This is a genomic window from Nocardia crassostreae (assembly GCF_001613405.1).
Classification (GTDB): domain Bacteria; phylum Actinomycetota; class Actinomycetes; order Mycobacteriales; family Mycobacteriaceae; genus Nocardia; species Nocardia crassostreae.
On the sequence record NZ_BDCH01000012.1, the window covers coordinates 445,466 to 472,327 of the forward strand.

The following is a 26,862-nucleotide window of genomic DNA, read 5'->3' on the forward strand; positions in this document are numbered from 1 at the left end:
TCTCCGTGAACAGAACTTACGAAACAGTGACCTGCATCACTGGGCAAACCATCATTCTTCACAACCACGTGAGCGGGCTCACGGCAGTACCCGGAGGCAATTCCCTGATGAGTGATACGACAACAGCAGAGCGGCGCGACGAGCCCGCGCAACCTACCCCGAAGCAGCGCGACCGCACGCACTGGCTCTACCTGGCGGTCATCGCCGCGGTGCTGGCGGGCATTCTGGTCGGCTGGCTGGCCCCCGGGTTCGGCAAATCGGTGGGCGAACTCGGCACGCTGTTCGTGAACCTGATCAAGATGATGATCTCGCCGGTCATCTTCTGCACCATCGTGCTCGGCATCGGCTCGGTGCGCGCGGCCGCCAGCGTCGGCAAGGTCGGCGGTATGGCCATCGCCTACTTCCTGGCCATGTCCACCGCGGCGCTCGGCATCGGCCTGGTGGTCGGCAATATCATTCAGCCCGGCACCGGACTGGATGTGGCCGGGCACGCCAAGGACGCCGCCAAGTACGTCAAGGACGCCAGCAATGCGGGCGGCACCTGGGACTTCGTCAAGGAGATCGTCCCGACCACGCTGTTCTCCTCGCTCACCGCGGGCAAGGTGCTGCAGACCCTGTTCGTGGCCCTGCTGGTCGGCTTCGCCATCCAGGCCATGGGCAAGACGGGCGAACCGCTGCTGCGCGGTATCGCACTGCTGCAGAAGCTGGTCTTCCGCGTCCTCACCATGATCCTGTGGATGGCCCCCATCGGCGCCTTCGGCGCCATCGCGAATGTGGTGGCCCGCACCGGACTCGACGCGGTGAAGCAGCTGGCCCTGTTGATGGCGGCCTTCTATCTGACCTGCATCGTGTTCGTCTTCGGCATCCTCGGCGTGCTGCTGCGCACGGTCGCCGGCGTCTCGATCTTCAAGCTCTGCCGCTACCTGGCCCGTGAGTACCTGCTCATCGTGGCCACCTCGTCCTCGGAATCGGCGCTGCCCCGTCTGATCGCCAAGATGGAGCACATCGGCGTGGAGCGCACCACCGTGGGCGTGGTCGTGCCGACCGGTTACTCGTTCAACCTGGACGGCACCGCCATCTACCTGACCATGGCGACCCTGTTCGTGGCCGATGCCATGGGCAACCCGCTGAGCCTGGCCGAGCAGTTCAGCCTGCTGCTGTTCATGATCCTGGCCTCCAAGGGCGCGGCCGGTGTCACCGGCGCCGGATTGGCCACCCTCGCGGGCGGACTCCAGAGCCATCGTCCGGACCTGGTCGACGGCGTCGGCCTGATCGTCGGCATCGACCGGTTCATGTCCGAGGCCCGCGCCCTCACCAACTTCTCCGGCAATGCCGTCGCCACCCTGCTGATCGGCACCTGGACCAAGACCATCGACCCGACCCGGGGCCGGGCAGTGCTCGACAAGGAAATCCCCTTCGACGAGACGACCATGGTCGACGACCACCCTGTCGAATCCCCTGCCACCGACAAGGGGGAGAAGAGCTTGGTTTCGGCTTAACCACCCCCGGGCCGAGACCACACGACTGCCGCCGCGCATCTCCTTTGCGCGGCGGCGGTTTCCATATCATCGATCGAACGGCGTTTTTACTTGTTGTAGGGCTTGGGGAGGGGATAGCCCTTCTGCTCCATGACCTCTCGCGCCCGGTTCGGGTAGTCGGTGATGATGCCGTCGACGCCCTGGTCGAGGACCAGGCCGATGGTGTCCTTGTCGTTGACCGTCCAGGGAATCACCTTGACGCCCATGTCGTGGGCCTTGGCGACGTACTCGGTGGTGGTCGTGAGCTTGAAGCCGCTGTCGCCGACCTTGGCGTCGCTGTCCCAGGGGTTCACGTAGCTGGGCGATGAAATGTCCGCGCCCAGAGCCTTGATCGCGCCCAGCGGATCGTCGGGATGATCCTCGTAGCGAATCGGCTGCAGCCACGGGCTGTTCGGCTTGAAGGTGGAGTCGTCGTAGAGCGCCACCGTGGGGATGCTCGGATTCTTGGCCTTCACCAGCGGCAGGCTGCGCCAGTCGAAGCTCTGGATCTCCACCTTGTCGGTGGCGCCGGCCGCGCTGACCGCGCCGAGGATGACGTCGACGAATTCCTCGGGTGTGGCCGACTGGTCCGGGTTTTCGGCCTCGAGCTTGGTCTCGATGTTGTAGCGTAAGCCCTCGAACGCGCCCGGATAGGTCTTCACCAGATCGAAGAGCTCCGGCAGGCGGGCGATCTTGTTGCCCGGAAGCTCCTGCGCCTCAGGGAATCCGGCGAGCTTCTTACCGCAGTCGGGCGAGCTTCTTACCGCAGTCGAGGGTCTGGATCTGATCGTAGGTCAGCTCGTGCACCAGCTTGCCGACATACGGGTACTGCGGATCGTCCGGAACGGCCGGGGCGGTGTCGGTGCACTTCTCCGCCTGGATCTTCGGGTCGTGCCAGATGAGCGGGACATTGTCCTTGGTCAGCACGATATCGAGTTCGAGTGTGGAGACGCCCAGTTCGATGGCCTTGGCGAATCCGGGCAGCGATTCCTCGATGGTCATGCCGCGGCCGCCGCGATGCGCCTGCAGATCGAACGGGCGCTTCGGGTCGGCGGCCACCGTCGCGGTGGCGGAGGTCGAGCTCTTATCGTCCGAGCTGCCACAGGCGGTCATGCCGAAAGTGGCAACCGCTATGGCCGCGACCGAGATTGTCCTTCTGACGTGCCGGGAGCTAGCTGGGGAGAAGGTCATGGCGGAGACATTAGCAATCTGGAGGCTATTTTCCGGTGCCGGGTTCGGCCGCGCAACTTGCCAAGCGTGCTGGTCAGGTAGTCTCACGGGCATGGGTGCGCTGGTGGTGCTGGAAGGACTCGACGGTGCGGGTAAACGCACGCTGACCGAGGCCGTTCTCAGTGTGCTGCGCGCTCGCGGACTGCGTGTCGCGACCCTGGCCTTCCCGCGCTACGGCCGTTCGGTGCATGCCGACCTCGCCGCCGAGGCATTGCGCGGTCAGCGCGGCGATCTGGCCGCCTCGGTGAATGCCATGGCGCTGCTGTTCGCCCTCGACCGGGCCGACGCGCGCGACGAGTTGTCGAAATTGCTGGCGGACAACGACATCGTGCTACTGGACCGCTATGTCGCCTCCAATGCCGCCTACAACGCGGCGCGGCTGCATCAGCCCGCCACCGGTGAAATCGCGGCCTGGGTGGCCGAATTGGAGTTCGGACGTTTCGGTCTTCCTGTCCCGGATGTCCAGATTTACCTGGATGTCCCGGTCGACGTGGCCGAGGAACGCGCCCGGCTGCGCGGCGAATCGGATGCGACTCGTGCCCTGGACGCCTACGAGGAAGACGGTGGGCTACAGCGGAGAACCGGGGAGGTCTACCGGGAACTCGCCGAAACCGGCTGGCACGGACCGTGGTGGGTGCATCGGAGCGGTGACGATCCGGCAACACTCGCGGCGCGAATGGCGGAAATTGTTGCTGGATAGGGTTGGATGTGCGCCGACAGGTCACGAGTGTTGGCGTGGCGGCCTGATTGGAGCCGGAGAGGTGACAACATAGTCTCATGAAACCCAAGATTCTGGTCGTCGACGACGATATGGCTCTCGCAGAGATGCTCACGATCGTCTTGCGCGGCGAGGGCTTCGACCCCCACGTCGTCGGCGACGGCACGCAGGCGCTGACTGCGGTCCGGGAGCTGCGCCCGGACCTGGTCTTGCTGGATCTCATGCTGCCCGGGATGAACGGCATCGACGTGTGCCGGGTGCTGCGAGCCGATTCGGGAGTGCCCATCGTGATGCTGACGGCGAAGACCGATACGGTCGACGTCGTCCTGGGTTTGGAGTCCGGCGCCGACGATTACATCGTCAAGCCGTTCAAGCCGAAGGAACTGGTCGCTCGGGTGCGGGCCCGCCTGCGCCGCACCGAGGAGGAGCCGCAGGAACTGCTCTCCATCGCGGATATCGTCATCGACGTGCCGGCGCACAAGGTGACCCGCGGCGGTGCGCAGATCTCGCTGACTCCCTTGGAGTTCGATCTGCTCGTGGCGCTGGCCCGCAAGCCGCGCCAGGTGTTCACCCGTGAGGTGCTGCTCGAACAGGTCTGGGGCTACCGGCACGCCGCCGACACCCGCCTGGTCAATGTGCACGTCCAGCGGTTGCGCGCCAAGGTGGAGAAGGATCCCGAGAACCCGGAGATCGTGCTGACCGTGCGAGGTGTTGGCTACAAGGCCGGACCGCCGTGATCGCTGGCTCCAGAAACCGCGTTCAGCGGTTGCTGGCGGTAGTGGTGGCCTGGTTTCGCAATGTAGGTGAGCAACTGGGCCACGTCTGGCGACGTTCGCTGCAGTTGCGCGTCGTCGTGTCCACCTTGACGCTGTCGCTGATCGTGATCACGATCCTCGGGGTCGTGCTCACGGGTCAGATCACCGACCGGCTCTTGGACGCGAAGATCAATGCGGCCGTCGAGGAGATGACCCGCGCCCGCAATACCGTGCAGGCCACGCTGACCGGCGTGCACGATTCGAGTACTCAGCTGGCTCGACTGGAGGATGCCCGCCGCGCCCTGGCCGGGGGCGGCGGCTCCCAATCCGGCGGCGCCGCAGGCAGTTACGATTCCGCGCTGGCCATGGTCGGCGATTCGCAGGCCGAGCTGACCGCCGGGCCCATTCAGGAGATCCCGCCGGAGCTGCGGCATTTCGTGCAGGAGCGGCAGGTCAGCTATCAGTTCGCGACGGTCTCGGACCCCAATGGGTGTCGCGGCTCCGCGCTCATCATCGGCTCCCCGGCCGCCGATATCTCGACGCTGGAGATCTATCTGATCTTCCCGCTCACCAATGAGCAACGCAGCCTTGGTCTCATGCGCGGCACCATGCTCATCGGCGGCATCGTGCTGCTGGTGCTGCTGGCCGCCATTACCGCGCTGGTGACCCGGCAGGTGGTGCTGCCCATCCGATCCGCGGCGCGCATTGCCAGCCGGTTCGCCGACGGGCGGCTCAAGGAGCGGATGCTCGTCAGAGGCGAGGACGATATGGCGCGCTTGGCCATGTCGTTCAACGAGATGGCCGAAAGTCTGTCCAATCAGATCACCCAGCTCGAAGAGTTCGGAAATCTGCAGCGGCGCTTCACCTCCGATGTCAGCCACGAATTGCGCACGCCACTGACGACGGTGCGCATGGCGGCCGACCTCATCCACGGCTCCAGTGACGATCTGGATCCCGCCCTGGCGCGCTCGGCCGAACTGCTCGTCAATGAACTCGACCGGTTCGAGGGCCTGCTCAACGATCTGCTGGAAATCAGCCGTCACGACGCGGGTGTGGCCGAGCTGCAAGTGGAATCGCTGGATGTGCGCATGTGCGCGCGGGCGGCCGTGTCCACGGTGCGGCATCTGGCCAAGGAATCCGGCGTCGAGCTCGTGGTGGACATGCCCGAGGAACCCCTTGTCGCGGAGGTGGATCCGCGCCGCGTCGAGCGGGTGCTGCGCAATCTGCTCGCCAATGCCATCGACCACAGCGAGGGCAAACCGGTGCTCATGCGCATGCGCGGCGACACCGACGCCAATGCCGTGGCCATCGTGGTGCGCGATCAGGGCGTCGGCCTGCGGCCCGGCGAGGAGAAACTGGTCTTCAACCGCTTCTGGCGTTCGGACCCCTCCCGCATGCGCCGCTCCGGCGGCACCGGCCTCGGCCTGTCCATCAGCGTCGAGGACGCCAACCTGCACGAGGGCAAACTCGAGGCCTGGGGCGAGATCGGCGTGGGCGCCAGCTTCCGGCTGACCCTGCCCCTGGTGCGCGGCCGCAAACTCGGCCTCAGCCCGCTGCCCCTGGAACCGCCCAAGGTGCGCGGCGCGGTGGTCACCGAACAGCTCGCCCTTGAGGCCCCGCCCGCCGACGCCGACGGGACAGCCGAAACCGCCACCTTCGTGGAATTCGAATCCACGCCCGCCCCACCGGATTCCGAACCGGAGCCAGCGGCCTCCGGCCCGAACGGCGAAGGGCCGACACCCGAGAAGGACACTCCCGACGACAGCGTGCTTACCGATCCAGAGGGGACGGACGGCCATGAGGAAACGCAACCCACTGATTTCGCGAGAAGTGGGTAACTCCCCAGCCACCCCAGAACGTGCCCACTCTCCCGACCGCCGGTCCGCGACGCGAGTCGCGTGGCACCGAGCCGTCGGCAAAAGGCGCGGAGAGGCGGGGGAGCGGTCCATGCGACTGGCAAAGGCGCTGGTCGTGTTTGGTTGTCTGGTGGGGCTGACCGCATGTGCGAGTCTGCCGGATTCGTCTGCGCCGCAGGCGCTCGGCACATTGGACCGGCAGCCGACCTCGGCGGACCCGGCCCCGCCCATTACCGGGCGGGAGCCGGATCGGTTGCTGCAGGACTTCTTCCAGGCCACCGCGGACCCCACCAACCGGCATCAGGCGGCGCGGCAGTACCTGACCCCGGCCGCCAATGTGCGCTGGGACGACTCGACGGGCGTGACCATCGTCGATACGCCGAATACGCTGCGCGAGTCCCGCACCGACACCACCGCCACCTATGTGGTGCGCGCCCGCAAGATCGGTGAGCTGGTCGCGGACGGCTCCTACCGCGCCACCGACGGCACTCTCGAGAACAAGATCGAGATGATCAAGGTGGACGGCGAATGGCGCGTCGACGAGCTACCGCCCGGCGTGGTGGTGGAGCAGAGCGCGTTCGGCAAGGCCTACAAGCGCTTCTCCCTGTTCTTCCCCAATACGGCCGGGAACGCCATGGTCCCGGACCTGCGGTGGATCTCCGAACGCAAGGACCAGCTGACCCAGCGGCTGCTCGGCCTGCTCGGCGAGGGACCGCAACCCGCGCTCGCACCGGCGGTGCGCAATCCCATGGCCGAACCGGTCGCGGTGCGCGATCCGGTGACCAAGGCCAATGGCGAGACCGGCGGCGTCGGCATCGGCGCGGGCGGGGTGCAGATCGACTTCTCCGGGGCCGCCAATCTGGACCCGCGGGCCAAGGAACTGCTGGCCGCGCAGGTGGTGCTGACCCTGTCCGGCGCGGAGATCATCGGGCCGTACATGCTCAATGTCGACGGTAAACCGCTCGACGAGCGCAAGGCCGTCACGGGGTGGAATCGCTCCGATGTGGAGCAGTACAGCCCGGAGGTGCTCGCCCACAACCGGATCGGGCTGCACGCCATCCGGGACGGGGCGCTGGTCAAGGTCGCCGAGAACGGTATCGTGCCCGCGCCCGGATTCTTCGGCTCCGCCCGCACCCTGCAATCGGTGGCGCTGACCCCGGACGGGAACCTGGTCGCCGCCGTCGCCGATTCCGGGCGGCCCGAACCGGAACCCGCGCGCACCCTCATCATCGGCAACTACGACGGCACCGGATTCCCGGTGGCGACCGGCGGCAGCATCACCCGGCCGTCCTGGACCGCTGACGGGGCCTCCGCGTGGGCGGTGGTGGACGGGGACAAGGTCATCCGGGCGGTCACCGACCGCAGCACCGGCAATGTGTCGCGCGAGGACGTCGACATCTCCGGACTGTTCACCTCGCAGGTGGCCGGGGCCGATCCGCCGCGCACGCCCATTACCGAACTGCGCATCTCGCGGACCGGGGCGCGCGCCGCCATCATCGCGGGTGGCCGGATCTTCGTGGCCGTGGTGGTGCGGCAGGCCGACGGCAAGTACGCCCTCACCGCACCGCTGCCCATCGCGCCCGGCCTGAGCACCTCGGTGGTGTCGGTGGACTGGCTCAGCGGCGACACCCTCGTCATCGCCCGGGAGGGCAATGTGGTGCCGGTGCGGACCGTGCAGGTCGACGGCTCCGGGCTGTCCGAACTCACCAGCCGCAACCTGACCCCGCCGGTCCGCTTGGTCAGCGCCTCGCCGGAACACCAGTACGTCGCCGACTCCCGCGCGGTGCTGGAGCTGGCGAGCAATGCCGAAGACGGCGAACGGTATTGGCGCGAGGTGCCCGGCCTGGGCGGCAATGCCGTCCCGGTGCTACCCGGCTGACCTCGGTTGTTACGCGGGCCGCCAGGTGCCCGAATTGCCCGGCGGGGCACGCAATTCGGGCCAGTCACGGCAAAAGGAGGGCTCCAGACCGGCCGACCGCGCACACTGGAAGGCATGGGGGAGCTGCTGGATCTGATGCTCCCGCGCAGCTGTGGTGGCTGCGGGGTGAGCGGAACCGGGGGGTGTGCGGAGTGCGCCGGTGCGCTCGCCGCACCGCCCATCCGGATCCGCCCGCGCGCCGATCCCGGGGTGCCGTGCTGGGCGTTGGCGGGCTATCGGGGTGCGCCGCGCCGCGCCGTGCTGGCCGCCAAGGAGCACCGCCGCGGCGATCTGGCGGGCCCGCTGGGGCTGGCCCTGGCCAGGGGGCTGGATCATTTGCGGGACACCGCCCGGCCGCTGATACTGGTCCCGGCGCCCAGTCGACGGGCGGCGGCACGGCGTCGCGGCGGCGATCCGGTGGTGCGTGCGGCGCGCGTCGCGGCGAGTTGGCTACCCGATTGCCGAATGTTCGGCATATTGCGCATGCGGCCCGGTGTGCGTGATTCGGTGGGCCTGGACTCCGGTGACCGCCAGCATAATCTGTCCGGCCGGGTCATGGTGGTCCCCGGCTGTCCTCCAACCGGGTGGTTTGTGGCAAATGCCGAGGTAGTGCTGGTTGATGACGTGCTCACCACCGGTACCACCATGCGCGAGTCGGTGCGCGCGCTGACTGGTGCGGGAGTGACTGTTCGTGCCGTGCTGGTTACCTGCCACGCTTGATTCTTCGAAATTTGCGTGAACACTGGCGGACAGGTCGCTGGCGAACTAGCGTGGCGATCAGACACCCGAACTCGAAAGTTTGGAGGTGGCGCCTCGGACATCATGTGCCGAGCGAGTTTCGATCGGCACACGTTTCAATCCCGCCGCACGAGCGGCTTGTGCGGCCAGATCCGGGAGGTACGCGTGACGACTACTTCACGACCTTCAGCGAAGAACACAGACACCGCGGTGCTGCTGGACGACGCTTACTTGTCAGACGAGCAGGCAGCTGCTCGGGCCACCAACGCGGATGTCGTGGTCAAGGGCCGAACCCTCGGTGAGGGTGGAGTGCCCGACCACTTCCGAATTCACGTCGCGGACAAGCTTTCCCGCTTGGAACGCTTCGACCCGACGATCTATCTCTTCGATGTGGAACTCACCCACGAACGCAACCGTCGTCAGCGCAAGAACTGCCAGCGGATCGAAATCACCGCCCGCGGCAAGGGGCCCGTCGTCCGGGCCGAAGCATGCGCGGACAGCTTCTACGCCGCCCTCGAGTCGGCGGTCGAGAAGCTGGAGAGCCGGTTGCGCCGCCTGAAGGATCGTCGCCGCGTACATCACGGGGACAAGACGCCGATCTCGGTCTCGGAGGCCACCGCGGGTCTCATCGACGACGCTCTGTTCGCCTCGTCGAACGGCTCCGATGCCCACGACCACGCCGCCGAAGCCGAGGACAACTCCGGTCCCGGCCACGTGGTGCGCACCAAGACCCATCCGGCCATTCCCATGGCGGTCGATGACGCCCTGTACCAGATGGAGCTCGTCGGCCACGATTTCTTCCTGTTCCAGGACAAGGAGACCGACCGACCGTCGGTCGTCTATCGCCGCCACGCCTTCGACTACGGTCTCATCCGGCTGGCGTAAAGGAACGGATCGTCCATCCATTTCGGCCGGGGCTTGCAGGGCCCCGGTCGCTTGATGTAACAGCGTGTATCAGATACAACTGATTCGTGAGCTCTCGTCGCGCTGTCATCGTATCCGGTGTCCGAACCCCCTTCGTGCGGGCCTTCACCGACTACACGCGTATGGATTCCATCGACCTGGCCGATACCGCCGTGCGCGGACTGCTGGAGCGCACCGGCCTGGCGAAGGCGCAGGTGCAGGCCATGGTGTGGGGCGGTGTGATCCTGCCGAGCGCCGCGCCCAATATCGCCCGCGAGATCGCCCTGGACCTGCGGCTCGATCCCGGCTGCGAGGGCTACACGGTCACGCGCGCCTGCGCCTCCGGACTGCAGGCCGTCACCTCGGCGGCCGCCGCCATCGAGCGCGGCGAGTACGACATCATGATCGCGGGCGGCAGCGATTCGACCAGCAATGCGGAAGTGAAGCTCCCGCAGAAGGTGGTGCACGCCGCCGCCCCCTTGGCGCTGGGCAAGCCCAAGCCGAAGGACTACCTCGCGGCGGCCGCGCAGCTCGCGCCCTTCTACGATCTGGTCCCGCGCCGCCCGAAGATCGAGGAACGCACCACCGGCGAGGTCATGGGCGAGTCCGCCGAGAAGATGGCCCGCATCCACGGCATCTCCCGGGCCGCGCAGGACGAGTTCGCCGCCCGCTCGCACCACCGTGCCGCCGCCGCCATCGAATCCGGCCGCTTCGACGGCGAAGTCCTCGCGGTCACCACCCCCGACGGCACGACCGTCACCCGCGACGCCCTGGTCCGCCCGAATACCAGCATCGAGAAACTCGCCACCCTCCCACCGGTTTTCGACAAGCACGGCACCGTCACCGCGGGCAATGCCAGCCCCCTGACCGACGGCGCCGCGGCGGTCCTGCTCATGAGCGAGGAGAAGGCCCGCGCCCTCGGCTTCGAGCCCCTCGCCGCCTTCCGCTCCTGGAGCTACGTCAGCGTCGATCCCCGCGACCAGGTCCTCATCGGCCCCGCCATCTCCATGCCCCGCGCCCTCGACAAGGCCGGATTGTCCCTGCCCGACATCGATTTCGTCGATATCCACGAAGCCTTCGCCGCACAGACCCTCTCCGTCGTCTCGGCCCTGGCCAGCGACGACTGGGCCAAACAACGCCTGGACCGCGACACCGCCGTAGGCGAGATCGACCCGGCCATCCTCAATGTCCACGGCGGCTCGGTCTCCCTCGGCCACCCCTTCGGCGCCACCGGCGCCCGCATGGTCACCACCATGGCCAACGAACTGGCCCGCACCGGCAAATCGACCGCATTGCTGGGCATCTGCGCCGCCGGTGGCATCGGCGCCTCCGCCGTCCTGGAACGCGTCTGACCGGTCAGTCGCGGTCGGTGAATCGGTCCCAGTGCACGGCCGCCGTCAGGGGGCGGCGGTCGCGCCAGCCGAAGCGTTCCAGGTCGGGGACGGTCTGGAATTCGGTGACCGGGCCGACGCAGAGCCAGGCGACCGGTTTGACGTGGGGCGGGAGGTTCAGGAGGTCGGTGAGGACCGGGGTGTCGTAGAAGCTCACCCAGCCGACGCCGACGCCTTCGGCGGTGGCCGCCAGCCAGAGGTTCTGGATGGCGAGGATCGTGGAGTAGATACCGGTTTCGGGGACGGTGGCGCGGCCCAGGATATGGGTGCCTCCGCGGGATTGGTTGTGCGTCACCACGATGCCGGTGCCGGATTCGACAATGCCCTCGATCTTGATGGGGTTGAAGGTCCCGGTGCGATCCGAGGGCAGGGAATCGTGGAATTCGCGGCGTTTATCGGCGACGTGGTCGGCGAATTCGCGCAGCATCGCGGTCTCCCGGACCACCACGAAATCCCAGGGCATGGAATTGCCGACGCTGGGGGCGCGATGGGCGGCTTCGAGAATGCGCAGCAGGGTGTCGTCGGGCACGACCTCCCCGGTGAATTCCACGCGCACGTCACGGCGCAGGCGGATGGCGTCGTAGACGCTCAGACATTCAGACGGGGAGATCGGGCCTTCGGAACACACGGGCTCCAGTGAACCAGGCGCCGGATCAGCCGACGAGCGCGGGCTCGCGGCGGCGCGCGAGCTTCTTCCGACCCTGCGCCAGGGCGGTGCGCAGGCCGCGGCGCTTACCGGTCGCCGGATCGATGACGGTCGCCCCACCGAAGACCTTCTCCGACTTGGTCTCCGGAGCGTCGTCGGTGGTGCGGCGCAGGTACTTGTTGGGCAGCGACAGCTTCATGATGGTGCGCCACGCCTTGGCGTACTGCACCGGCAGCGAGCCGGCGGTGTACGGCAGGTCGTACTTGTCGCACATGGCGCGCACCCGGACGGCGATCTCGGCGAGCCGGTTCGACGGCAGATCCGGGAACAGGTGGTGCTCGATCTGGTGGCTCAGATTGCCGGTCATGAAATGCATGAGCTTGCCGCCGGAGATATTGGCGCTGCCCAGCATCTGCCGCAGGTACCACTCGCCCTGGGTTTCGCTGTCCACATCGCCGCGGGTGAATTTCTCCGCGCCGTCGGGGAAGTGGCCGCAGAAGATGACGGCATTGGTCCACACATTGCGCATCACATTGGCGGCCAGATTGGCGGTCAGCGTGCCGAAGAAGGCCGGGCCGGTGAGCAGCGGGAAGAGCAGGTAGTCCTTGCCGACCTGCTTTCCGATCTTCTTCAGCACCAGCTTGCGGTCGGCGTCGAACTGCTGCCACTCGGGGCTGTCCTTGGCCCACTTCTTCTTCGCGACCTTGCCGAGCTCCAGATGCTGGATGGCGACGCCGTATTCGAAGAACATCTGCAGCAGCAGGTTGTACACCGGCTGGCCCAGGTAGAACGGCGTCCACCGCTGATCGCGGGTGACGCGCAGCAGGCCGTAGCCGATATCGTCGTCCATGCCGAGCACATTGGTGTACTTGTGGTGCAGGAAATTGTGGGTGATCTTCCAATGCTCGGCCGGACCGGCATTGTCCCATTCCCACGAGGTGGAATGGATTTCCGGATCGTTCATCCAGTCCCACTGGCCGTGCATGACGTTATGGCCGATCTCCATATTCTCGATGATCTTGGCCGTGCCGAGCAGTGCGACGCCCGCGAGCCACGCGGGCGGGAAGAGGCTGAAGAAAAGCACGCCGCGCCCGCTGATTTCGAGCGCGCGCTGTAGGCGGATCACCCGTCGGATGTAGCGGGCATCGGCCTCGCCCCGGGAGGATTCGATTTCGCGGCGGATGGCGTCGAGCTCAGCACCGATGGCTTCGACGTCCTCCGGGGTGAGGTGCGCGTATTCCTTGACATCCGATATCGCCATGCGGGTTACACTACCGTAGGTTACGGTCCCGTAGGTTACCTACGAATGAATCCCTAACGTGTCGAACACCGCATTGCGTTCGATACCCGGATCTGTTAGGATGTGCGACGCCGCAGGCGCGGGAAGGAACGCTTCCGCCCGGCCTTCTCGGTCAGCAAAGCCTTTTCCTGCCTTGCCTTTTCCTGCCTTGCCTTTTCCTGCAGCGCGGCCTTCGTCTCGCGCAGCACCTCCTTCTCGTGCTGCGCCTTCTCCTTGAGCGCCACCTTGGCCTCCTGCAGCGCCGACCGCAGGCCGCGCCGCTGCCCCGTCACCGGATCCACGCCCGGCCAGTGATGCTCGGACAGCCATTCGCTGTGCTCCGCGATCCATTCACTACCGGTGGCCAGCGAGGGCATGGACGGCAGCGTGATACCCGCGAACTTGCGCTCCGAGGACGTCTCGGGCGCGTCGTCGGAGGTGCGCTTGAGGAACTTGTCCGGCAGCGCCAGCTTGTGAATCGTGCGGAACGCCAGCAGATACTGCTTGCCCAGCGATCCGGTGGTGTAGGGCAGGTCGTACTTGTCGCACAGCTCCCGCACCTTCACCGACACCTCCGGATACCGATTGCTCGGAATATCCGGGAACAGGTGATGCTCGATCTGGTAGCTGAGATTGCCGCTCATGAAACCCATGACCGGCCCCGCCTTGAAATTGGCGCTGCCCAGCATCTGCCGCAGGTACCACTCGCCGCGCGTCTCGTTCTCGAACTGCTCGACGGTGAACTTCTCCGCGCCGTCGGGGAAGTGGCCGCAGAAGATGACCGCGTAGGCCCACAGATTGCGGATCAGATTCGCGGTGGCGTTCGCCTTCAGCGTGGACTTCCACGCCGGTCCGGTGAGCGCCGGGAAGATCACGAAATCCTTGGCGACCTGACGACCGGCCTTCTTCCAGAAGTCCTTGTTGGGCTCGGAGAAGATCTGGCCGTGCGGGACGCCCATATGTTCTTTCATTGCCGACAGATCGTGCAGCGCGATGCCCCACTCGAAGGTCGCCGCCAGGATCAGATTCGCGAATGGCTGGGCGAGGTTGATGGGCCGCCATTCCTCGTCGCGCGTCATGCGTAGAATGCCGAAGCCCAGGTCCTCGTCCATATCGAGGATATTGGTGTAGGTGTGGTGCGAGTAGTTGTGCGCGGCCTTCCACTGCGCCGACGTCCCCGTCATATCCCACTCCCAGGTGGTGGAGTGGATCTCCGGGTCGTTCATCCAATCCCATTGCCCGTGGCTGATGTTGTGCCCGAGCTCCATATTCTCGATGATCTTGGCGACCGACAGCAGCGCCGTACCCGCCAGCCAGGCCCAGCGATTCTTGGAGCCGAAGAGGGCGGCGCGCCCGGCCGCCTCCAGAATGCGCTGCCCGGCAATGGTGCGGCGGATGTACTTGGCGTCCCGCTCACCGAGCGAGAGCTCCACATTCCGGCGAATGGTGTCGAGCTCCTGACCCAGGGTCTCGATATCGGCCGCCGTCAGATGGGCGAAAGCTTTGATGTCGGTGATGGCCACGGTGTTTTTCTGCCTCCGCTTCGCTCCGGCGGGTTCGCGGCCCCGGAGGTCTCGTTCTTCCCTCCCTCCGCTCCCCCGCTCCGCTCAGTCCAGAACGAGACGGGCCGCGAACCATGAGGTCCATGCATCGAGGGGTGGTTGTCATCGAGGGTATAGGTTGTCGGGCGCCGGCGCTCCACCCGGTGGGTGCGTCACACGTCGAGGGTGCAGTCACCGGCGGCCGCCGAGATGCAGGTTTGCACCTTGTCACCGGCCCGGTGCTCATTGCCGTTGCGCAGATCGCGCACATGCCCGTCGGTGACGGTGAGCACGCAGGTCTGGCAGATGCCCATGCGGCAGCCGAACGGCATCTGCACGCCCGCGCTCTCACCCGCCTGCAGCAGCGTGGTGGCGCCGTCCACCTCGACGCTGCGGCCGGTGCGGCCGAAGGTGACGGTGCCGCCCTCGGCGGAGGCATTGCGCTCGATCTCGAATCGCTCGATATGCAGCTTCTCGGCGATTCCGGCCGCCGCCCAATGCTTTTCCATCTCGTCCAGCATGGCGGCCGGACCGCAGGCCCAGGTCTCGCGCTCGCGCCAGTCCGGGACGCGCTCGTCCAGCTCGGTGAGCGCGAGCTTGCCGTGCTCACCGGTGAGATGCAGATCCGCGGTGAAACTCGGGTGCTTGTCGTGCAATTCGCGCAGTTCATCGCCGAACATGACATCGTCCGGGGTGCGTGCGGAGTGAATGTGGCGCACATCCGGGACCACGCCGCGGCGATCCATGGTGCGCAGCATGGCCATCACGGGCGTGATGCCCGAACCGGCCGTCAGGAACAGCGTCTTGGCGGGCGGCGGCTCCGGCAGCACGAAACCGCCCTGCGGCGCGGCCAGGCGCACGATGGAGCCCACCGGAACGCCATTGACCAGATGGCTGGACAGGAAGCCCTCCGGCATGGCCTTGACCGCGATGGAGATGAGCCGCTTGCTGCGATGTTCGGGATCGGTCCAATCCGGCGGGCAGGTCAGCGAATACGACCGCCAATGCCAGCGCCCGTCCACCAGCACGCCGATGCCGATGTACTGACCGGGCTCGAACTTGAAGTCGAACCCCCAGCCCGGCTTGATGACCAGCGTGACCGAATCCGCGGTCTCCTTGCGCACCTCCACGATCCGCCCGCGCAGCTCGCGCGCCGACCACAGCGGATTCACGAGGTGCAGATAATCGTCCGGCAGCAGGGGAGTGGTGATCCGGGCGGAGGCTCCGCGCAGTGCGTTGAGCTTCGTGCGGCCCGCGATGGCGCTCTCGGTGACCGGGGCTTCCAGCCATTCCTTGAGCCCACGCACGGAGAATCCACCAGCTTTCAAACCCATGATGCGGAGCTTTCCTGTCGTTTGCGTAATGCGGTCACCGCAAGGTTACGGCATCGTAGGTTACGCCGCCGTCGGTAGCAGTAGGGGTTGTGTCAGAGCAGGTCGAGCAGGAACGGTAGTTCCTGTGCCGCGTACCAGGCGAGCTGGTGGTCTTCGGCATCCCCGAGCACGAATTCGGCATCGGATTCACCCAGGTCCGCGGCATCGATCACATCCACGGCCTTGGCCACCTCCGGCTCGGCCTCGGCCAGGTCGACGTGCACCGAAGCGATCCGGTCATAGGCGATCGGAGCCGACAGCCGCACCACGGCATCGTCGAGATCCGGCCGCAGCGTCGCGCCGTCCACATCGGCCGCGATGACCGTCCGCCGGAAGATCGGCCGCCGCACCGGGGCCTCGCTGTCATCGTCGGAGTCGGAGTCCACGGCGTTCTCGTCGGCGGCCTGCTCATCGGCCAGCAGCCGCAGCGAGGCCCGCGCGGCCTCGGCCATGGCGACCTCGGCGAGCTCCTCGTCGTCGCCGGAGGCGTACGCCTCGCGCAGCGCGGGCGTGACGGCGAAGGCGGTGTCGTTGAGCGCGCGGATCTCCCGGTCCGCGACCAGCTCCCGCAGCATGGGCACCGTCGCCGGGACGTAGACACGCAGCTTCTTGGTCACGGCGGACGACTCACTGGACGCAGGCACCGAGCATCTCCTCCATCGACTCGTGCACCGAAGCGGTCAGCACCGCGATATCGGCCATGGCGTCGCGATCGGCGGTGAGCCCGTAGAACACCCGCCCGTCGTAGGACGTGAGCCCGATACTCAGAGCCTGAAAGCGCAGCAATGGCGATACCGGGTACATCTCCAGCATCCGCGCGCCGCCGATGAACATCGGCTGCTGCGGACCCGGCGCATTGGTGATCACCAGATTGAACGTGTGCTCAGCAAAGTTACTCGCCGATCGCACGCTCATGGCATGCAGGCTCGCCGGAGCGAATCCGGCCATGTGCACCAGCGTCCGCGCCCGTACCCCGCGCTGATGCTGGGCGTGCGCCTCGGTGGCGTGCTTGATGTGCGCCAGCCGGATCACCGGATTCGGTTCGCCGACAGGCAGATCCACCAGCAGCGAGGTCACCTCCCCGGCCGGTTTCAGCTCCGCGCCGTCGGCGTAGACCGACATGGGCACCACCGCGCGCAGGGTATCGGCCTCGGTGAGCACCTGGCCGCGGGAGAGCAGCCAATTGCGCAGCGCGCCGGTGACCACGGCCAGGATGACATCGTTGATGGAGCAGTCGAACCGCTTGCGGATCTTGCGGTAGTCCTCCAGATCGGTGCGCACCACCTCGACCCGCCGATTGCGGGAGGTCCGGGTGTTCAGGGGGCTGTCGGGTGCGCCGATGGCGGCCGTGCGCAGCATGGACACCATCTTCTTGACGGCCTTGCCGGTGGCGTCGAACAGCGCGAACGCCTCGGCGCTGTGATGGCGCGCGACCTCGAGGGCCTCGCGCGGCTGGGTGGCCAGGTGCAGGACCGTCCCGACCAGCAATTCCAGATCGGCGGGTTCGCGTTTCGCGCCCCACGGGGCCTCGGCGACCTCGCGCGGCGCGGCCGAGGTGTCCAGGATCACATGCCCGATCTCGAGGGCGCTGTCGCCGTCCACCAGCGCCGAATGCGTTTTGGTGAAGATGGCCGAGCGGCCCTCGGAGAGGCCTTCCACCAGGTACATCTCCCACAGCGGGCGGGTGTGGTCAAGCGGCCGCGAGGCCAGGCGCGCCACCAGATCCAGCAGCTGATCGTCGGTGCCCGGCTCGGGCAGCGCGGAGCGCCGGATGTGATAGGTGATGTCGAAGTGCGGATCGTCCACCCAGACCGGGCGGCCCAGGGCGAACGGGATCTCGCGCACCTTGCGCCGGTACAGCGGCACCAGCGGTAGCCGCGATTCCACCAGGTCGACCAGGCCCTCGTAGTCCAATGGCGGCTTACCGGAGTTCCCGGTCGGCGCGGGATTGCGGAGAATGGCCAAGGATCCGATGTGCATCGGGTTGCTGCTCGACTCGAGCCGATAGAACGACGCGTCCTGCGGTGTCAGCCTGGTGATCACGCTGCCCGCTACTCCCTTATCTTGCCTGCGCCCGCATGCTTTCCCCTGCCGAGGCGTCGGCGGTCGGCGTCGCGCGCCGATTGAGTGCAAGTTATCGCAATCCGATGACCAGGGGGGACCGTCCGGGCGCCACTGCCCGCCGCGCGCGCCCTCGTCGGCGCCCCCCGGCCCGGGTGTGCGGGCGCAAGCCTCCGCACGCCGGACGTTCCCCATGGTACGCCAGAGGAGTCTGAAACACCTTCTCCAACAATGCGATTCATGAGCGAATCGCCGCAGCTCAGCAAGGCTGTCCAGGGCTGAACGCAATTCACCCACGCCTACACAGCTGCCACACAGCGTTGCGCATTACCATGGCATTGCGTGCGCGCCCGCGTGCGCCTTTCCCGCCCCGGCGGGCGCCCAGACGACCACCGACCAGAGGAACGACAAGACCCGTGCCTGCGCTGACGCTTTCGAGGTTGCTACGGATTGGTGAAGGTCGCACGGTCAAGCGGCTTGCGAACCTGGCGGATGAAGTCATCGCCCTGGAGGACGAGTGGTCGGTGCTGACCGACGCCGAACTCCAGGCCAAGACCGACGAGTTCAAACAGCGCTATGCCGAGGGGGAATCCCTCGACGAGCTGGTGCTGGAGGCCTTCGCGACCGCGCGGGAAGCGTCCTGGCGAGTGCTCAATCAGAAGCACTACAAGGTGCAGATCATGGGCGGCGCCGCCCTGCACATCGGCAATGTGGCGGAGATGAAGACCGGTGAGGGCAAGACCCTCACCTGTGTGCTGCCCGCCTACCTGAACGCCATCAGTGGCGAGGGCGTGCACGTCGTCACCGTCAACGACTACCTGGCCAAGCGCGATGCCGAGTGGATGGGACGCGTGCACCGCTTCCTTGGCCTCGAGGTGGGCGTGATCCTGTCCGGCATGACCCCGGCCGAGCGCCGCGTGGCCTACGCCGCCGACATCACCTACGGCACCAACAACGAGTTCGGCTTCGACTACCTGCGCGACAATATGACCCATTCGCTGGACGATCTGGTCCAGCGCGGTCACAACTTCGCCGTGGTCGACGAGGTCGACTCCATCCTCATCGACGAGGCGCGGACCCCGCTCATCATCTCGGGCCCGGCCGATGCCTCCTCGAAGTGGTACGCCGAGTTCGCGCGCATCGCGCCGCTGTTGAAGAAGGACCTGCACTACGAGGTCGACATCAAGAAGCGCACCATCGGCGTGCACGAGGCGGGCGTGGAGTTCGTCGAGGATCAGCTCGGTATCGACAATCTCTACGAGGCCGCCAACTCGCCGCTGGTGAGCTACCTGAACAACGCCATCAAGGCCAAGGAGCTCTACACCCGCGACAAGGATTACATCGTCCGCGATGGCGAAGTGATCATTGTCGACGAGTTCACCGGCCGCATTCTGGTGGGCCGCCGCTACAACGAGGGCATGCACCAGGCCATCGAGGCCAAAGAGGGCGTGGAGATCCAGCCGGAGAACCAGACCCTGGCCACCATCACGCTGCAGAACTACTTCCGCCTCTACGACAAGCTGTCCGGTATGACCGGTACCGCCGAGACCGAGGCGGCCGAGCTGCACCAGACCTACGGCCTGGGCGTGGTGCCGATCCCGACCAATAAGCCGATGATCCGCGCCGACCAGTCGGACCTCATATACAAGACCGAGGAGGCCAAGTACTCCGCGGTCGCCGACGATATCGTCGAGCGGCACGAGAAGGGCCAGCCGGTGCTGGTCGGCACCACCTCGGTGGAGCGCTCGGAGTACCTGTCCAAGCAGCTCACCAAGCGCGGTATCCCGCATTCGGTGCTGAACGCCAAGTTCCACGAGCAGGAAGCCCAGATCGTCGCCGAGGCCGGTCGCCCCGGCGCGGTCACCGTCGCCACCAATATGGCCGGTCGCGGTACCGATATCGTGCTCGGCGGCAACCCGGACATCATTGCCGACCTGCTGCTGCGCAAGCAGGGCCTGGACCCGGTGGAGACCCCCGCCGAATACGAGGCCGCCTGGCACGGCGCGCTGGAGCGGGTGAAGGAGCAGACCGAGGCGGATGCCGACGAGGTGCGCGAGGCCGGTGGCCTCTACGTGCTCGGCACCGAACGCCACGAGTCGCGGCGCATCGACAATCAGCTGCGCGGCCGCTCCGGCCGTCAGGGCGATCCGGGCGAGTCCCGCTTCTACCTGTCGCTGGGCGACGAGCTCATGCGGCGCTTCAATGGCGCGGCGCTGGAGTCGATCATGACCCGCCTGAACCTGCCCGACGATGTCCCGATCGAGGCCAAGATGGTCTCCCGCGCCATCAAGTCCGCCCAGACCCAGGTCGAACAGCAGAACTTCGAGATCCGCAAGAACGTTCTGAAGTACGACGAGGTCATGAACCAGCAGCGCACGGTCATCTACGCCGAGCGCGGCCGCATCCTCAATGGCGAGGACATGGAAGGCCAAGTCCAGGAGATGATCACCGACGTGGTCACCGCCTACACCGAGGGCGCTACCACCGAGGGCTATGTCGAGGACTGGGACCTGGAGAAGCTGTGGGGGGCGTTGAAGACGCTGTACCCCATCGGCATCGACTACCGCGAACTCAGCGGCCAGACCGAGGACGGCGAATTCGGCGAGCTGTCCCGCGAGGAACTCCTCGACGCGATCCTCGATGACGCCCACGCCGCCTACGAACGCCGCGAATCCGAAATCGACGGCCTCGCGGGCGAAGGCAGCATGCGCAATCTGGAACGCCAGATCCTCCTGTCGGTCCTGGACCGCAAATGGCGCGAACACCTCTACGAGATGGACTACCTCAAAGAGGGCATCGGCCTGCGCGCCATGGCCCAGCGCGACCCCCTGGTCGAGTACCAGCGCGAGGGCTTCGACATGTTCACCGCCATGCTCGAGGGCCTGAAGGAGGAGTCGGTCGGCTTCCTGTTCAACCTCCAGGTCGAGGTCCAGCAGCCGCAGCCCGCGGGCGTCAATGTCGGTGCGGGCCTGCAGTCCCCGGTCGGCAACCGTCCCCTCCCCACCCAGGAGCAGCAGCCCGCCGCCAATGGCGCACCGGCTGCCCTGCGCGCCAAGGGCATCGATGAGTCGGGTCCGCGCGGCCTGAGCTATTCGGGCCCCGACGAGGGCGGCCGCGCCGCCGTCCACAGCGACGCCGAGGAGTACGGCAACACCGGCGGCGCGCCCGGCACTCGCCGCGAACGCCGCGAAGCCGCCCGCTCCCAAGGCAAGCTGGACAAGGCCCCCAAGTCTAAGCGTCGCCGCTGACCCCTGAAACCCATTGGCCCCCTGGAGAAATCCAGGGGGCCAGTGTCGTTACCGGGCCGTTTCCGGGCGGGACGCCTAGTCGAGGTCGACCGATTCCCCCCAGTACCGCGGATCCCAGTTGATCAGGATCATCCCGGCCACACTGCCCGTGCAGGATCCGCAGGCGTTCACATGAATATGGCTGTCGACGTCGGTGTCGCCGTCCAGGACGGCGCGGGTGGAAAGCCAGACGGCGCGCAGGTACATGGCGGCGGGTCTGCCGCAGCGGACGCATTCGGGGAGCCCGTTCGCGGCATCGTTGCGGCCGATGCGCACCTCGGGCGTCACCGGCGCACCGGGACCCAAGGCCGCATCGAGGAGCGGCGAGAATTCCTTGCGCTCATAGTCTTCCACCTCGGCAGGCTAGCGACTTCCGAAAGCGGGCGCTACCGGTACCGATGTAGGGGCGGTAACGGTCGCCTCACCGTACGGTCGTAGTGCGAACTCACCCCCGGGTAGCATCCCCGAATCGCCTGGGCGGACCCAGTATTGAGGACGGCTCGGCGACGATCACGGTTCGCTGGGGGAGAGGCGGGCAACCGATGCAGCGTGCGATCGTGGCGGCGGCGGCGATTGCGCTGTCGGCCGCGCTCTGGCATTTCGGCACCGGCCTGCACCCCCTGCCCGGTCTCGCATTCCTCGCGCCCCTACCGGTGCTGCTCCTAGCCCCGCGCGTCGGCGGCCCGGCGGCTTTCCTCGCCGGGGCGCTCGCCTGGCTGGGCGGGCAGGCGCAGATGTGGTCCTACTTCACCGTGACACTCGAACAACCGGCCGCCTTCACCGTGGCCCTGCTCGGCGGCTCCGCGCTCGTCTTCGGTGCGCTGATCGCACTGACGCGCGTCCTGCTGCTGTGGCATCGCCCGGTGCTGGCCGCACTCGTGGTGCCCGCGGGCTGGGTGACGCTGGAATACGTCCTGTCCCTGGCGGGCTCGACCGGAGCCTGGTGGAGCATCGCCTACACCCAAGCCGATGTGCTGCCCTTCATCCAGACGGCCGCATCGACCGGTGTCTGGGGCCTCACCTTCCTGATCCTGCTCGTGCCCGCCGCCGCGGCCGCCGTCGCCGCACCGGCAACCACACGGGCGCAATGGATTCGGGTCGGCGGCGGCCTGGTCGTGGCGCTGACGGCCGTGACCGCCTTCGGCGCCTGGCGGCTGGCCGCGCCCTACGAGCGCGAGCACGTCCGCGTCGGCCTGGTGGCGATCTCCCAACCGCCGGACTACGTTCCGGTGGATTCACCCGACGGCCGGGATATGGTCGCGCGCGCGATCACCGAGATCGAACGCCTGGCCGATCAGGGCGCCCGTGCGGTCGTGCTCCCCGAAAAAGCCTGGCGCGCCGATGAATCCACCCTGCCGCTGCTGTCCGGTCCGCTCACCGAGGTCGCCGCCCGGCGCAATGTCCACGTGGTGGCGGGCCTGATCCTCACCCGGGGCGGAACGAGCGTCAATGCCGCGATCGACTTCCCCTCGGGCGTGACCTATGCCAAGCAGTACCTGGTCCCCGGTCTGGAGAACGATCTCACGCCGGGCACGGAATTCACGCTGGTACCCGGCGAACCGTGGGCTCTCGCAGTCTGTTTCGATCTGGACCGCCCCAACCTGGTCCGTGCGAACCAGCGCCGGGGTGCGACGCTGCTGCTCGTCCCCGCCCTGGACTTCACCGATGATCACTGGCTGCACAGCCGCATGGCCGTGCTGCGCGGCGTCGAATCCGGCATGGGCGTGGCGCGGTCCGCGCAATTGGGTGAACTCGTGGCCGGTGATTCGCGCGGCCGCGTCCTGACCTCGGTGCGCGCCGATATCTCCGCCACCGCCACCGCGCTGGCCGATATCCCCCTCACCGAATCCCGCACGATCTACGCCCGTTTCGGCGACTGGTTCGCCTGGCTGTCGGTGGCGCTGTTCCTGCTGGCCGCCCTCGGCGCGGCGCCCTTGCGGCTGCGGCGATCCCACTGAACGCCGCGCCCGGCGTACGCCGAGGGCAGCGGTCTCAGGGCGCCCACCGCGCCCGATCCCACTCGTCCTGCCAATCATCCGGATCGGCTGCCCCGGGCGGCAGGTCGTCGTCCTCGCGCTCATCGGGCTCCGGCGGCGTCGGCTCCGGTTTGTCCGCCGATTGCGGGGCGCCCTCGGCGTCGTCGTCCCCATTGCTCATGCGATCCCCTCGGTGCTCGTAACTCCGTGAAGGCGCCAGTTGGCAATCTTTCAGCAAACTTACTCGCCCGGAGCCGGATCGGCATGGCGGGGTGCCCCCGCGGACCGGCCGCCTCCGGGTCGACCGAATCCGCGGCCAATTCCACCGACGCCGAAATACCTGGCACGCGCTATTCCGGAATTGCAATGCGAATGGAATTCCGATCTCGCTGATCGGAATAGGACGCGATTCCGCGCATGCGAATTCGACCCGGCGCCGATAAGCGACGGGCAGTGATACAAATTGGGACACTTCGATTGAAAATCCCTTGTCGCGATGCGCGCGTCCCCGCGGGCGCGAATCGCCGACATCCCCTCCGGAAGCTCGTCTGTGAACGGCCGGTCGGCCGTCGGTCGGACATTATCATTCCATCGTGCCGAAGAGGATCGGCCGCTGTATCGGTCACTGGATCGGTCGGTAGGTTTAGGCACTGCTCAGAGCGACGCAGGTCACTGTCGAGCCGGGATCCGGCGGCGGGTCGACCGCCGAATCGGCCGACCCGATGCGCCGCTCAGTTATGTGCGCGACTTTGCACATTTAAATGCCCATGATGTGGACTTGAAATTGATTACAGGTTGACAAACGAGGTAACTTGCGTCGTGCGCGAGAAACAAGTGCTCTATGGGCGGGGACAAGAACAGGACGAGCTGGATCGAATGCTCGTCGCGGCCCGATCCGGTAGTGGATCGGCCGTCGTCTTGTGGGGTGATCCGGGAATCGGCAAGTCCGCGCTGCTCAATGCCGCCGCCGACCGCGCCGTCGAATTCCGTGTACTGCGCTGCCGCGGTTCGCGCGCCGAGTCCGAACTGCCTTTCGCGGCGCTGCACGAACTGCTGCTCCCTGTCGCCGAGCGGGTGGCGCTGCTGACCGCGCCGCAGGCCGCCGCCCTGGCGACGGCCCTCGGCGCGGCGGCCGGTCCCGCCGACGGCTTCCTGGTCGGCGCGGCGCTGGTCGCCCTGTTGTCCGGGCTCGCGACCGCGGGCCCGGTGCTGCTGATCGTGGACGATGCGCAGCTGGTGGACGATGCCACCGCCCGCGCCCTGGTTTTCGCGGTGCGCAGGCTCGTCGTCGCGCCCGTGGTGCTGTGGTGCGCGCAGCGCGACGATCCGGCCGCATCGGCCTGGGGCCAACTCTGCGCAATGCCGCTCGCCGGGCTGCCCGCCGCGGATGCGCGATCGTTGCTGGAGGATCAGCATCCGGGTATCGCGAACCAGCGCGCCGTGCGTGCCCTGCAGGCGGCGACCGGCAATCCGCTGGCATTGCGCGAACTTCCGATTGAGGCCGAGGAATTCGCGGGCATTGCGCGCGGGCCGGTTCCGCTGGGGCCGCGGCTGCGCGCCGCCTTCCGGGACCGGATCGCCGAGCTCCCGGACGCGGTGCGCACGCTGCTCGTCGTGGTGGCCGCCGAGGCGCGCGGGATGATCGGCGTGGTCGGGGCCGCCGCCACCGCCCTGGGCCTCCCCGAATCCGCCTGGGAGCAGGCGGAAGCGGCGGGCTGGCTGGAGGTCGGCGACGGCCGGGTGGAGATGCGGCACCGGCTGCTGTGCACGGCCGTCTACGACGCCGCGACCCCGGCGCAGCGACGGACCGTGCACCTCGCCGTGGCCGCCGCGCTGACCTGCCCCGCGGACGCCGTCCGCGCCGACTGGCATCGCGCCATCGCGGCCGATCGCCCCGATGCGGAATTGGCGGCCGCCCTGGCCGCGGGCGCGGAGCGGGCCGGGGGCGAACCCGCCACCGCGGCGTCCATGCTGCGCCGGGCCGCCGCCATCACCCCCGACCCGGATGCCGCCGGTTTCCGGCTGGCCGCCGCCGCCCGGCACGCCTGGGAGAGCGGCGATATCGAGTCGGCGTGCCGTCTGCTCGACCGGGCCGCCGAACGGGTGACCGCCGATCGGCTGGCCATCGCCAGCGGCGGGCTGGCGGGCCGCGTGGAGCTGGTGTCCGGTGATCCGGAACGCGCGAGCCGGATCCTGGTGCGCGACGCCGAGATCGTCGATCCGGTCGATGCCGCGGGCCTGCGCACGCTGGCCCGCCGCGCCCGCTGGGCGGCCGGGCACGACGATATCGACCGCCCGGACTTCGCGGCCTTCCATACCGAGCCCGATCCCCGCCTGGCCCAGCGGTTGCTGCCGCCCGCCGCGCTGGTGCTCCTGTGGGGCATGGGCGATCGGGCGCTCGAGCCCTACACTCAGGCCGCGCGCTGGCACACCGCCGAGACCTCCCCGGGCGCGGTCTGCCTGCTGCCGCAGCTGGCGACCCTGCAATTCGCCAACGGCCGCTGGGCCGCGGGCGAGGAGACCCTCGCCGAGGCGTTCGAGCTGGCGCGCTCCGGCGGCGTGCACAATATGCTCGCCCAGTGCTGGAATCTGCGGGCCCGGCTGGCCGCGCTGCGCGGTGATGCCGACGCCGTCGCCGAGAGCGTGGACCGCGCGCTCGCCCTGGCCCGGCCCAATGGCGCGAATGTGCTCATCGCCCAGTCCTATTGGCAGCTCGGCTTCCTGGCCCTGGGCACCGGCAATGCGGAGACCGCCCACCTGCGCCTGCGTGCGATGCTCCAGCCCGGCCACGAGGCCCGCCATCCCACTTACGCCCGGCTCGCCGTGCTCGATATGGTCGATGCCGCCTGCCGCGTGGGCCGGTTCGACGAGGCGACCGCGTACTACGAGCTCATTCGCGATTGGGCCCTGCGCTCCCGGGCCACCTGGGCCATCGCGGACGCCTACGCCTGCCGCGCGCTGCTGGGCGCCGACGATCGCACCGACCACTACTTCCGCCGGGCGCTCGCGGTCGGTGACGTTCGCCACGGTCCCATCCGCCACGCCCGCATCCAGCTGCACTACGGCAAGTGGCTGCGCCGCAACCGCCGTCGGGGTAACGCGGCCGGACAGTTGCGCGCGGCCCTGGAGGCTTTCGAGCGCTCCGGCGCCCACCAGTGGGCCACCCGCGCCCGCCTCGAACTCGACCTCACCGGCAAGCGCTCCGCCGTGGCCGACAACGGCTCGCTGCTGACCATCCAGGAATTGCGGGTGGCGCTACTGGCCGCACAGGGCATGACCAATCGCGAGATCGGCGCCGAACTGCTGCTCAGCCCGCGCACCGTGGGTCATCACCTGTCCCGAATATTCGGCAAACTCGGCCTCAGTGGCCGCGCCGAACTGGCCGCCATCGATTTCGAGAACGGCATGCGAATCATCCGACCAATTTGACGATCACCCGGTGGGGCGTCGAATTCCAGGAATGGTTATAACCAGCCCCCGCAGGTGTTTCTCACCGAATTCCGGGCGGGGGATCATAGGGTGGATTTCCCGGCGCGACCGCGGGCGGCGGCCGCAGCGGCGTCACCGCGCAGGCCGCCGACCCCGTCTCGCACAGCCACCGGCTCACCGGATCGGCGGCCGCCACCGCCGCGGTGGCCACCATCCCGAATGCCGCCGATACTCCCAGTGCGGC

Annotated in this window: 19 protein-coding genes and 1 pseudogene; 11 read left to right on the top strand and 9 right to left on the bottom strand. The window is 67.6% G+C overall.

Annotated features, from left to right (window positions below):
- Positions 1-107: 107 nt before the first annotated feature.
- Complete coding sequence (locus NC4_RS08885) at positions 108-1,499, top strand: cation:dicarboxylate symporter family transporter (RefSeq protein WP_067536005.1); 1,392 nt, start codon at positions 108-110, stop codon at positions 1,497-1,499.
- Between the two features lie 86 nt (positions 1,500-1,585).
- On the opposite strand, the pseudogene NC4_RS08890 reads toward NC4_RS08885, so the two are convergent.
- Positions 1,586-2,630 (bottom strand): annotated as a pseudogene (locus tag NC4_RS08890) (glycerophosphodiester phosphodiesterase).
- Between the two features lie 169 nt (positions 2,631-2,799).
- Here NC4_RS08890 and NC4_RS08895 point away from each other — a divergent pair.
- The 7 genes from NC4_RS08895 (at position 2,800) to NC4_RS08925 (ending at position 10,987) form a co-directional block, all read left to right on the top strand.
- Positions 2,800-3,447 (top strand): dTMP kinase, encoded by a 648-nt coding sequence (locus NC4_RS08895; RefSeq protein ID WP_067534862.1) that lies wholly within the window; start codon positions 2,800-2,802, stop codon positions 3,445-3,447.
- Positions 3,448-3,524: 77 nt separating this feature from the next.
- Positions 3,525-4,202, top strand: a complete 678-nt coding sequence (gene mtrA / locus NC4_RS08900; RefSeq protein WP_033090495.1) for an MtrAB system response regulator MtrA — start codon at positions 3,525-3,527, stop codon at positions 4,200-4,202.
- Between the two features lie 44 nt (positions 4,203-4,246).
- Positions 4,247-6,058 (top strand): MtrAB system histidine kinase MtrB, encoded by a 1,812-nt coding sequence (gene mtrB, locus NC4_RS08905; protein WP_245721608.1) that lies wholly within the window; start codon positions 4,247-4,249, stop codon positions 6,056-6,058.
- Between the two features lie 109 nt (positions 6,059-6,167).
- On the top strand, positions 6,168-7,955 hold the full coding sequence (gene lpqB / locus NC4_RS08910; protein ID WP_067534868.1) for an MtrAB system accessory lipoprotein LpqB: 1,788 nt from the start codon (positions 6,168-6,170) through the stop codon (positions 7,953-7,955).
- A 114-nt stretch (positions 7,956-8,069) separates the two neighbouring features.
- A complete protein-coding gene (locus NC4_RS08915; protein WP_067534871.1) occupies positions 8,070-8,714 on the top strand; it encodes a ComF family protein in 645 nt (214 codons plus the stop codon).
- Between the two features lie 249 nt (positions 8,715-8,963).
- Positions 8,964-9,617, top strand: a complete 654-nt coding sequence (gene hpf, locus NC4_RS08920; protein WP_439957496.1) for a ribosome hibernation-promoting factor, HPF/YfiA family — start codon at positions 8,964-8,966, stop codon at positions 9,615-9,617.
- Between the two features lie 86 nt (positions 9,618-9,703).
- Positions 9,704-10,987: an acetyl-CoA C-acyltransferase gene (locus NC4_RS08925; RefSeq protein ID WP_067534873.1), complete on the top strand. Its 1,284-nt coding sequence runs from the start codon at positions 9,704-9,706 to the stop codon at positions 10,985-10,987.
- Between the two features lie 4 nt (positions 10,988-10,991).
- On the opposite strand, the gene bluB is transcribed toward NC4_RS08925, so the two are convergent.
- The 6 genes from bluB to NC4_RS08955 form a co-directional block, all read right to left on the bottom strand.
- Positions 10,992-11,618 (bottom strand): 5,6-dimethylbenzimidazole synthase, encoded by a 627-nt coding sequence (gene bluB, locus NC4_RS08930; protein WP_067536009.1) that lies wholly within the window; start codon positions 11,616-11,618, stop codon positions 10,992-10,994.
- Positions 11,619-11,679: 61 nt separating this feature from the next.
- On the bottom strand, positions 11,680-12,933 hold the full coding sequence (locus NC4_RS08935; RefSeq protein WP_067534875.1) for a fatty acid desaturase family protein: 1,254 nt from the start codon (positions 12,931-12,933) through the stop codon (positions 11,680-11,682).
- A gap of 95 nt (positions 12,934-13,028) precedes the next feature.
- A complete protein-coding gene (locus NC4_RS08940) occupies positions 13,029-14,474 on the bottom strand; it encodes a fatty acid desaturase family protein (RefSeq protein ID WP_067534879.1) in 1,446 nt (481 codons plus the stop codon).
- Between the two features lie 191 nt (positions 14,475-14,665).
- Positions 14,666-15,826 carry a ferredoxin reductase gene (locus NC4_RS08945; protein WP_067534882.1) on the bottom strand — a complete coding sequence of 387 codons (1,161 nt, stop codon included), beginning with the start codon at positions 15,824-15,826 and terminating at the stop codon, positions 14,666-14,668.
- Positions 15,827-15,918: 92 nt separating this feature from the next.
- Positions 15,919-16,440 carry a DUF6912 family protein gene (locus NC4_RS08950; protein WP_067536012.1) on the bottom strand — a complete coding sequence of 174 codons (522 nt, stop codon included), beginning with the start codon at positions 16,438-16,440 and terminating at the stop codon, positions 15,919-15,921.
- 52 nt (positions 16,441-16,492) lie between these two features.
- On the bottom strand, positions 16,493-17,908 hold the full coding sequence (locus tag NC4_RS08955; RefSeq protein WP_067534885.1) for a WS/DGAT/MGAT family O-acyltransferase: 1,416 nt from the start codon (positions 17,906-17,908) through the stop codon (positions 16,493-16,495).
- A 434-nt stretch (positions 17,909-18,342) separates the two neighbouring features.
- Here NC4_RS08955 and secA point away from each other — a divergent pair, with 434 nt between their 5' ends.
- Entirely contained in the window at positions 18,343-21,174 is a 2,832-nt protein-coding gene (secA, locus tag NC4_RS08960) for a preprotein translocase subunit SecA (RefSeq protein ID WP_067534887.1), read from the top strand.
- 75 nt (positions 21,175-21,249) lie between these two features.
- Here secA and NC4_RS08965 read toward each other — a convergent pair whose 3' ends face one another.
- Positions 21,250-21,567, bottom strand: coding sequence for a hypothetical protein (locus tag NC4_RS08965; protein ID WP_067534895.1), 318 nt, complete (start codon positions 21,565-21,567; stop codon positions 21,250-21,252).
- A 188-nt stretch (positions 21,568-21,755) separates the two neighbouring features.
- On the opposite strand from NC4_RS08965, the gene NC4_RS08970 reads away from it, so the two are divergent.
- Complete coding sequence (locus NC4_RS08970) at positions 21,756-23,171, top strand: nitrilase-related carbon-nitrogen hydrolase (protein ID WP_067534898.1); 1,416 nt, start codon at positions 21,756-21,758, stop codon at positions 23,169-23,171.
- A gap of 34 nt (positions 23,172-23,205) precedes the next feature.
- On the opposite strand, the gene NC4_RS40025 is transcribed toward NC4_RS08970, so the two are convergent.
- The gene (locus tag NC4_RS40025; RefSeq protein WP_157554402.1) at positions 23,206-23,370 is read right to left on the bottom strand and encodes a hypothetical protein; all 165 of its coding nucleotides are present in this window, start codon (positions 23,368-23,370) and stop codon (positions 23,206-23,208) included.
- A 638-nt stretch (positions 23,371-24,008) separates the two neighbouring features.
- Here NC4_RS40025 and NC4_RS08975 point away from each other — a divergent pair.
- Positions 24,009-26,618 (top strand): AAA family ATPase, encoded by a 2,610-nt coding sequence (locus NC4_RS08975; RefSeq protein ID WP_084528713.1) that lies wholly within the window; start codon positions 24,009-24,011, stop codon positions 26,616-26,618.
- The last annotated feature ends 244 nt before the right edge of the window (positions 26,619-26,862 follow it).

Coding starts and splice junctions, on each gene's coding strand:
- NC4_RS08885 (WP_067536005.1), top strand. CDS start 108: ATGAGTGATACGACAACAGCAGAGCGGCGCGACGAGCCCGCGCAACCT.
- NC4_RS08895 (WP_067534862.1), top strand. CDS start 2,800: ATGGGTGCGCTGGTGGTGCTGGAAGGACTCGACGGTGCGGGTAAACGC.
- mtrA (WP_033090495.1), top strand. CDS start 3,525: ATGAAACCCAAGATTCTGGTCGTCGACGACGATATGGCTCTCGCAGAG.
- lpqB (WP_067534868.1), top strand. CDS start 6,168: ATGCGACTGGCAAAGGCGCTGGTCGTGTTTGGTTGTCTGGTGGGGCTG.
- NC4_RS08915 (WP_067534871.1), top strand. CDS start 8,070: ATGGGGGAGCTGCTGGATCTGATGCTCCCGCGCAGCTGTGGTGGCTGC.
- NC4_RS08935 (WP_067534875.1), bottom strand. CDS start 12,933: ATGGCGATATCGGATGTCAAGGAATACGCGCACCTCACCCCGGAGGAC.
- NC4_RS08945 (WP_067534882.1), bottom strand. CDS start 15,826: ATGGGTTTGAAAGCTGGTGGATTCTCCGTGCGTGGGCTCAAGGAATGG.
- NC4_RS08950 (WP_067536012.1), bottom strand. CDS start 16,440: ATGCTGCGGGAGCTGGTCGCGGACCGGGAGATCCGCGCGCTCAACGAC.
- NC4_RS08970 (WP_067534898.1), top strand. CDS start 21,756: ATGCAGCGTGCGATCGTGGCGGCGGCGGCGATTGCGCTGTCGGCCGCG.
- NC4_RS40025 (WP_157554402.1), bottom strand. CDS start 23,370: ATGAGCAATGGGGACGACGACGCCGAGGGCGCCCCGCAATCGGCGGAC.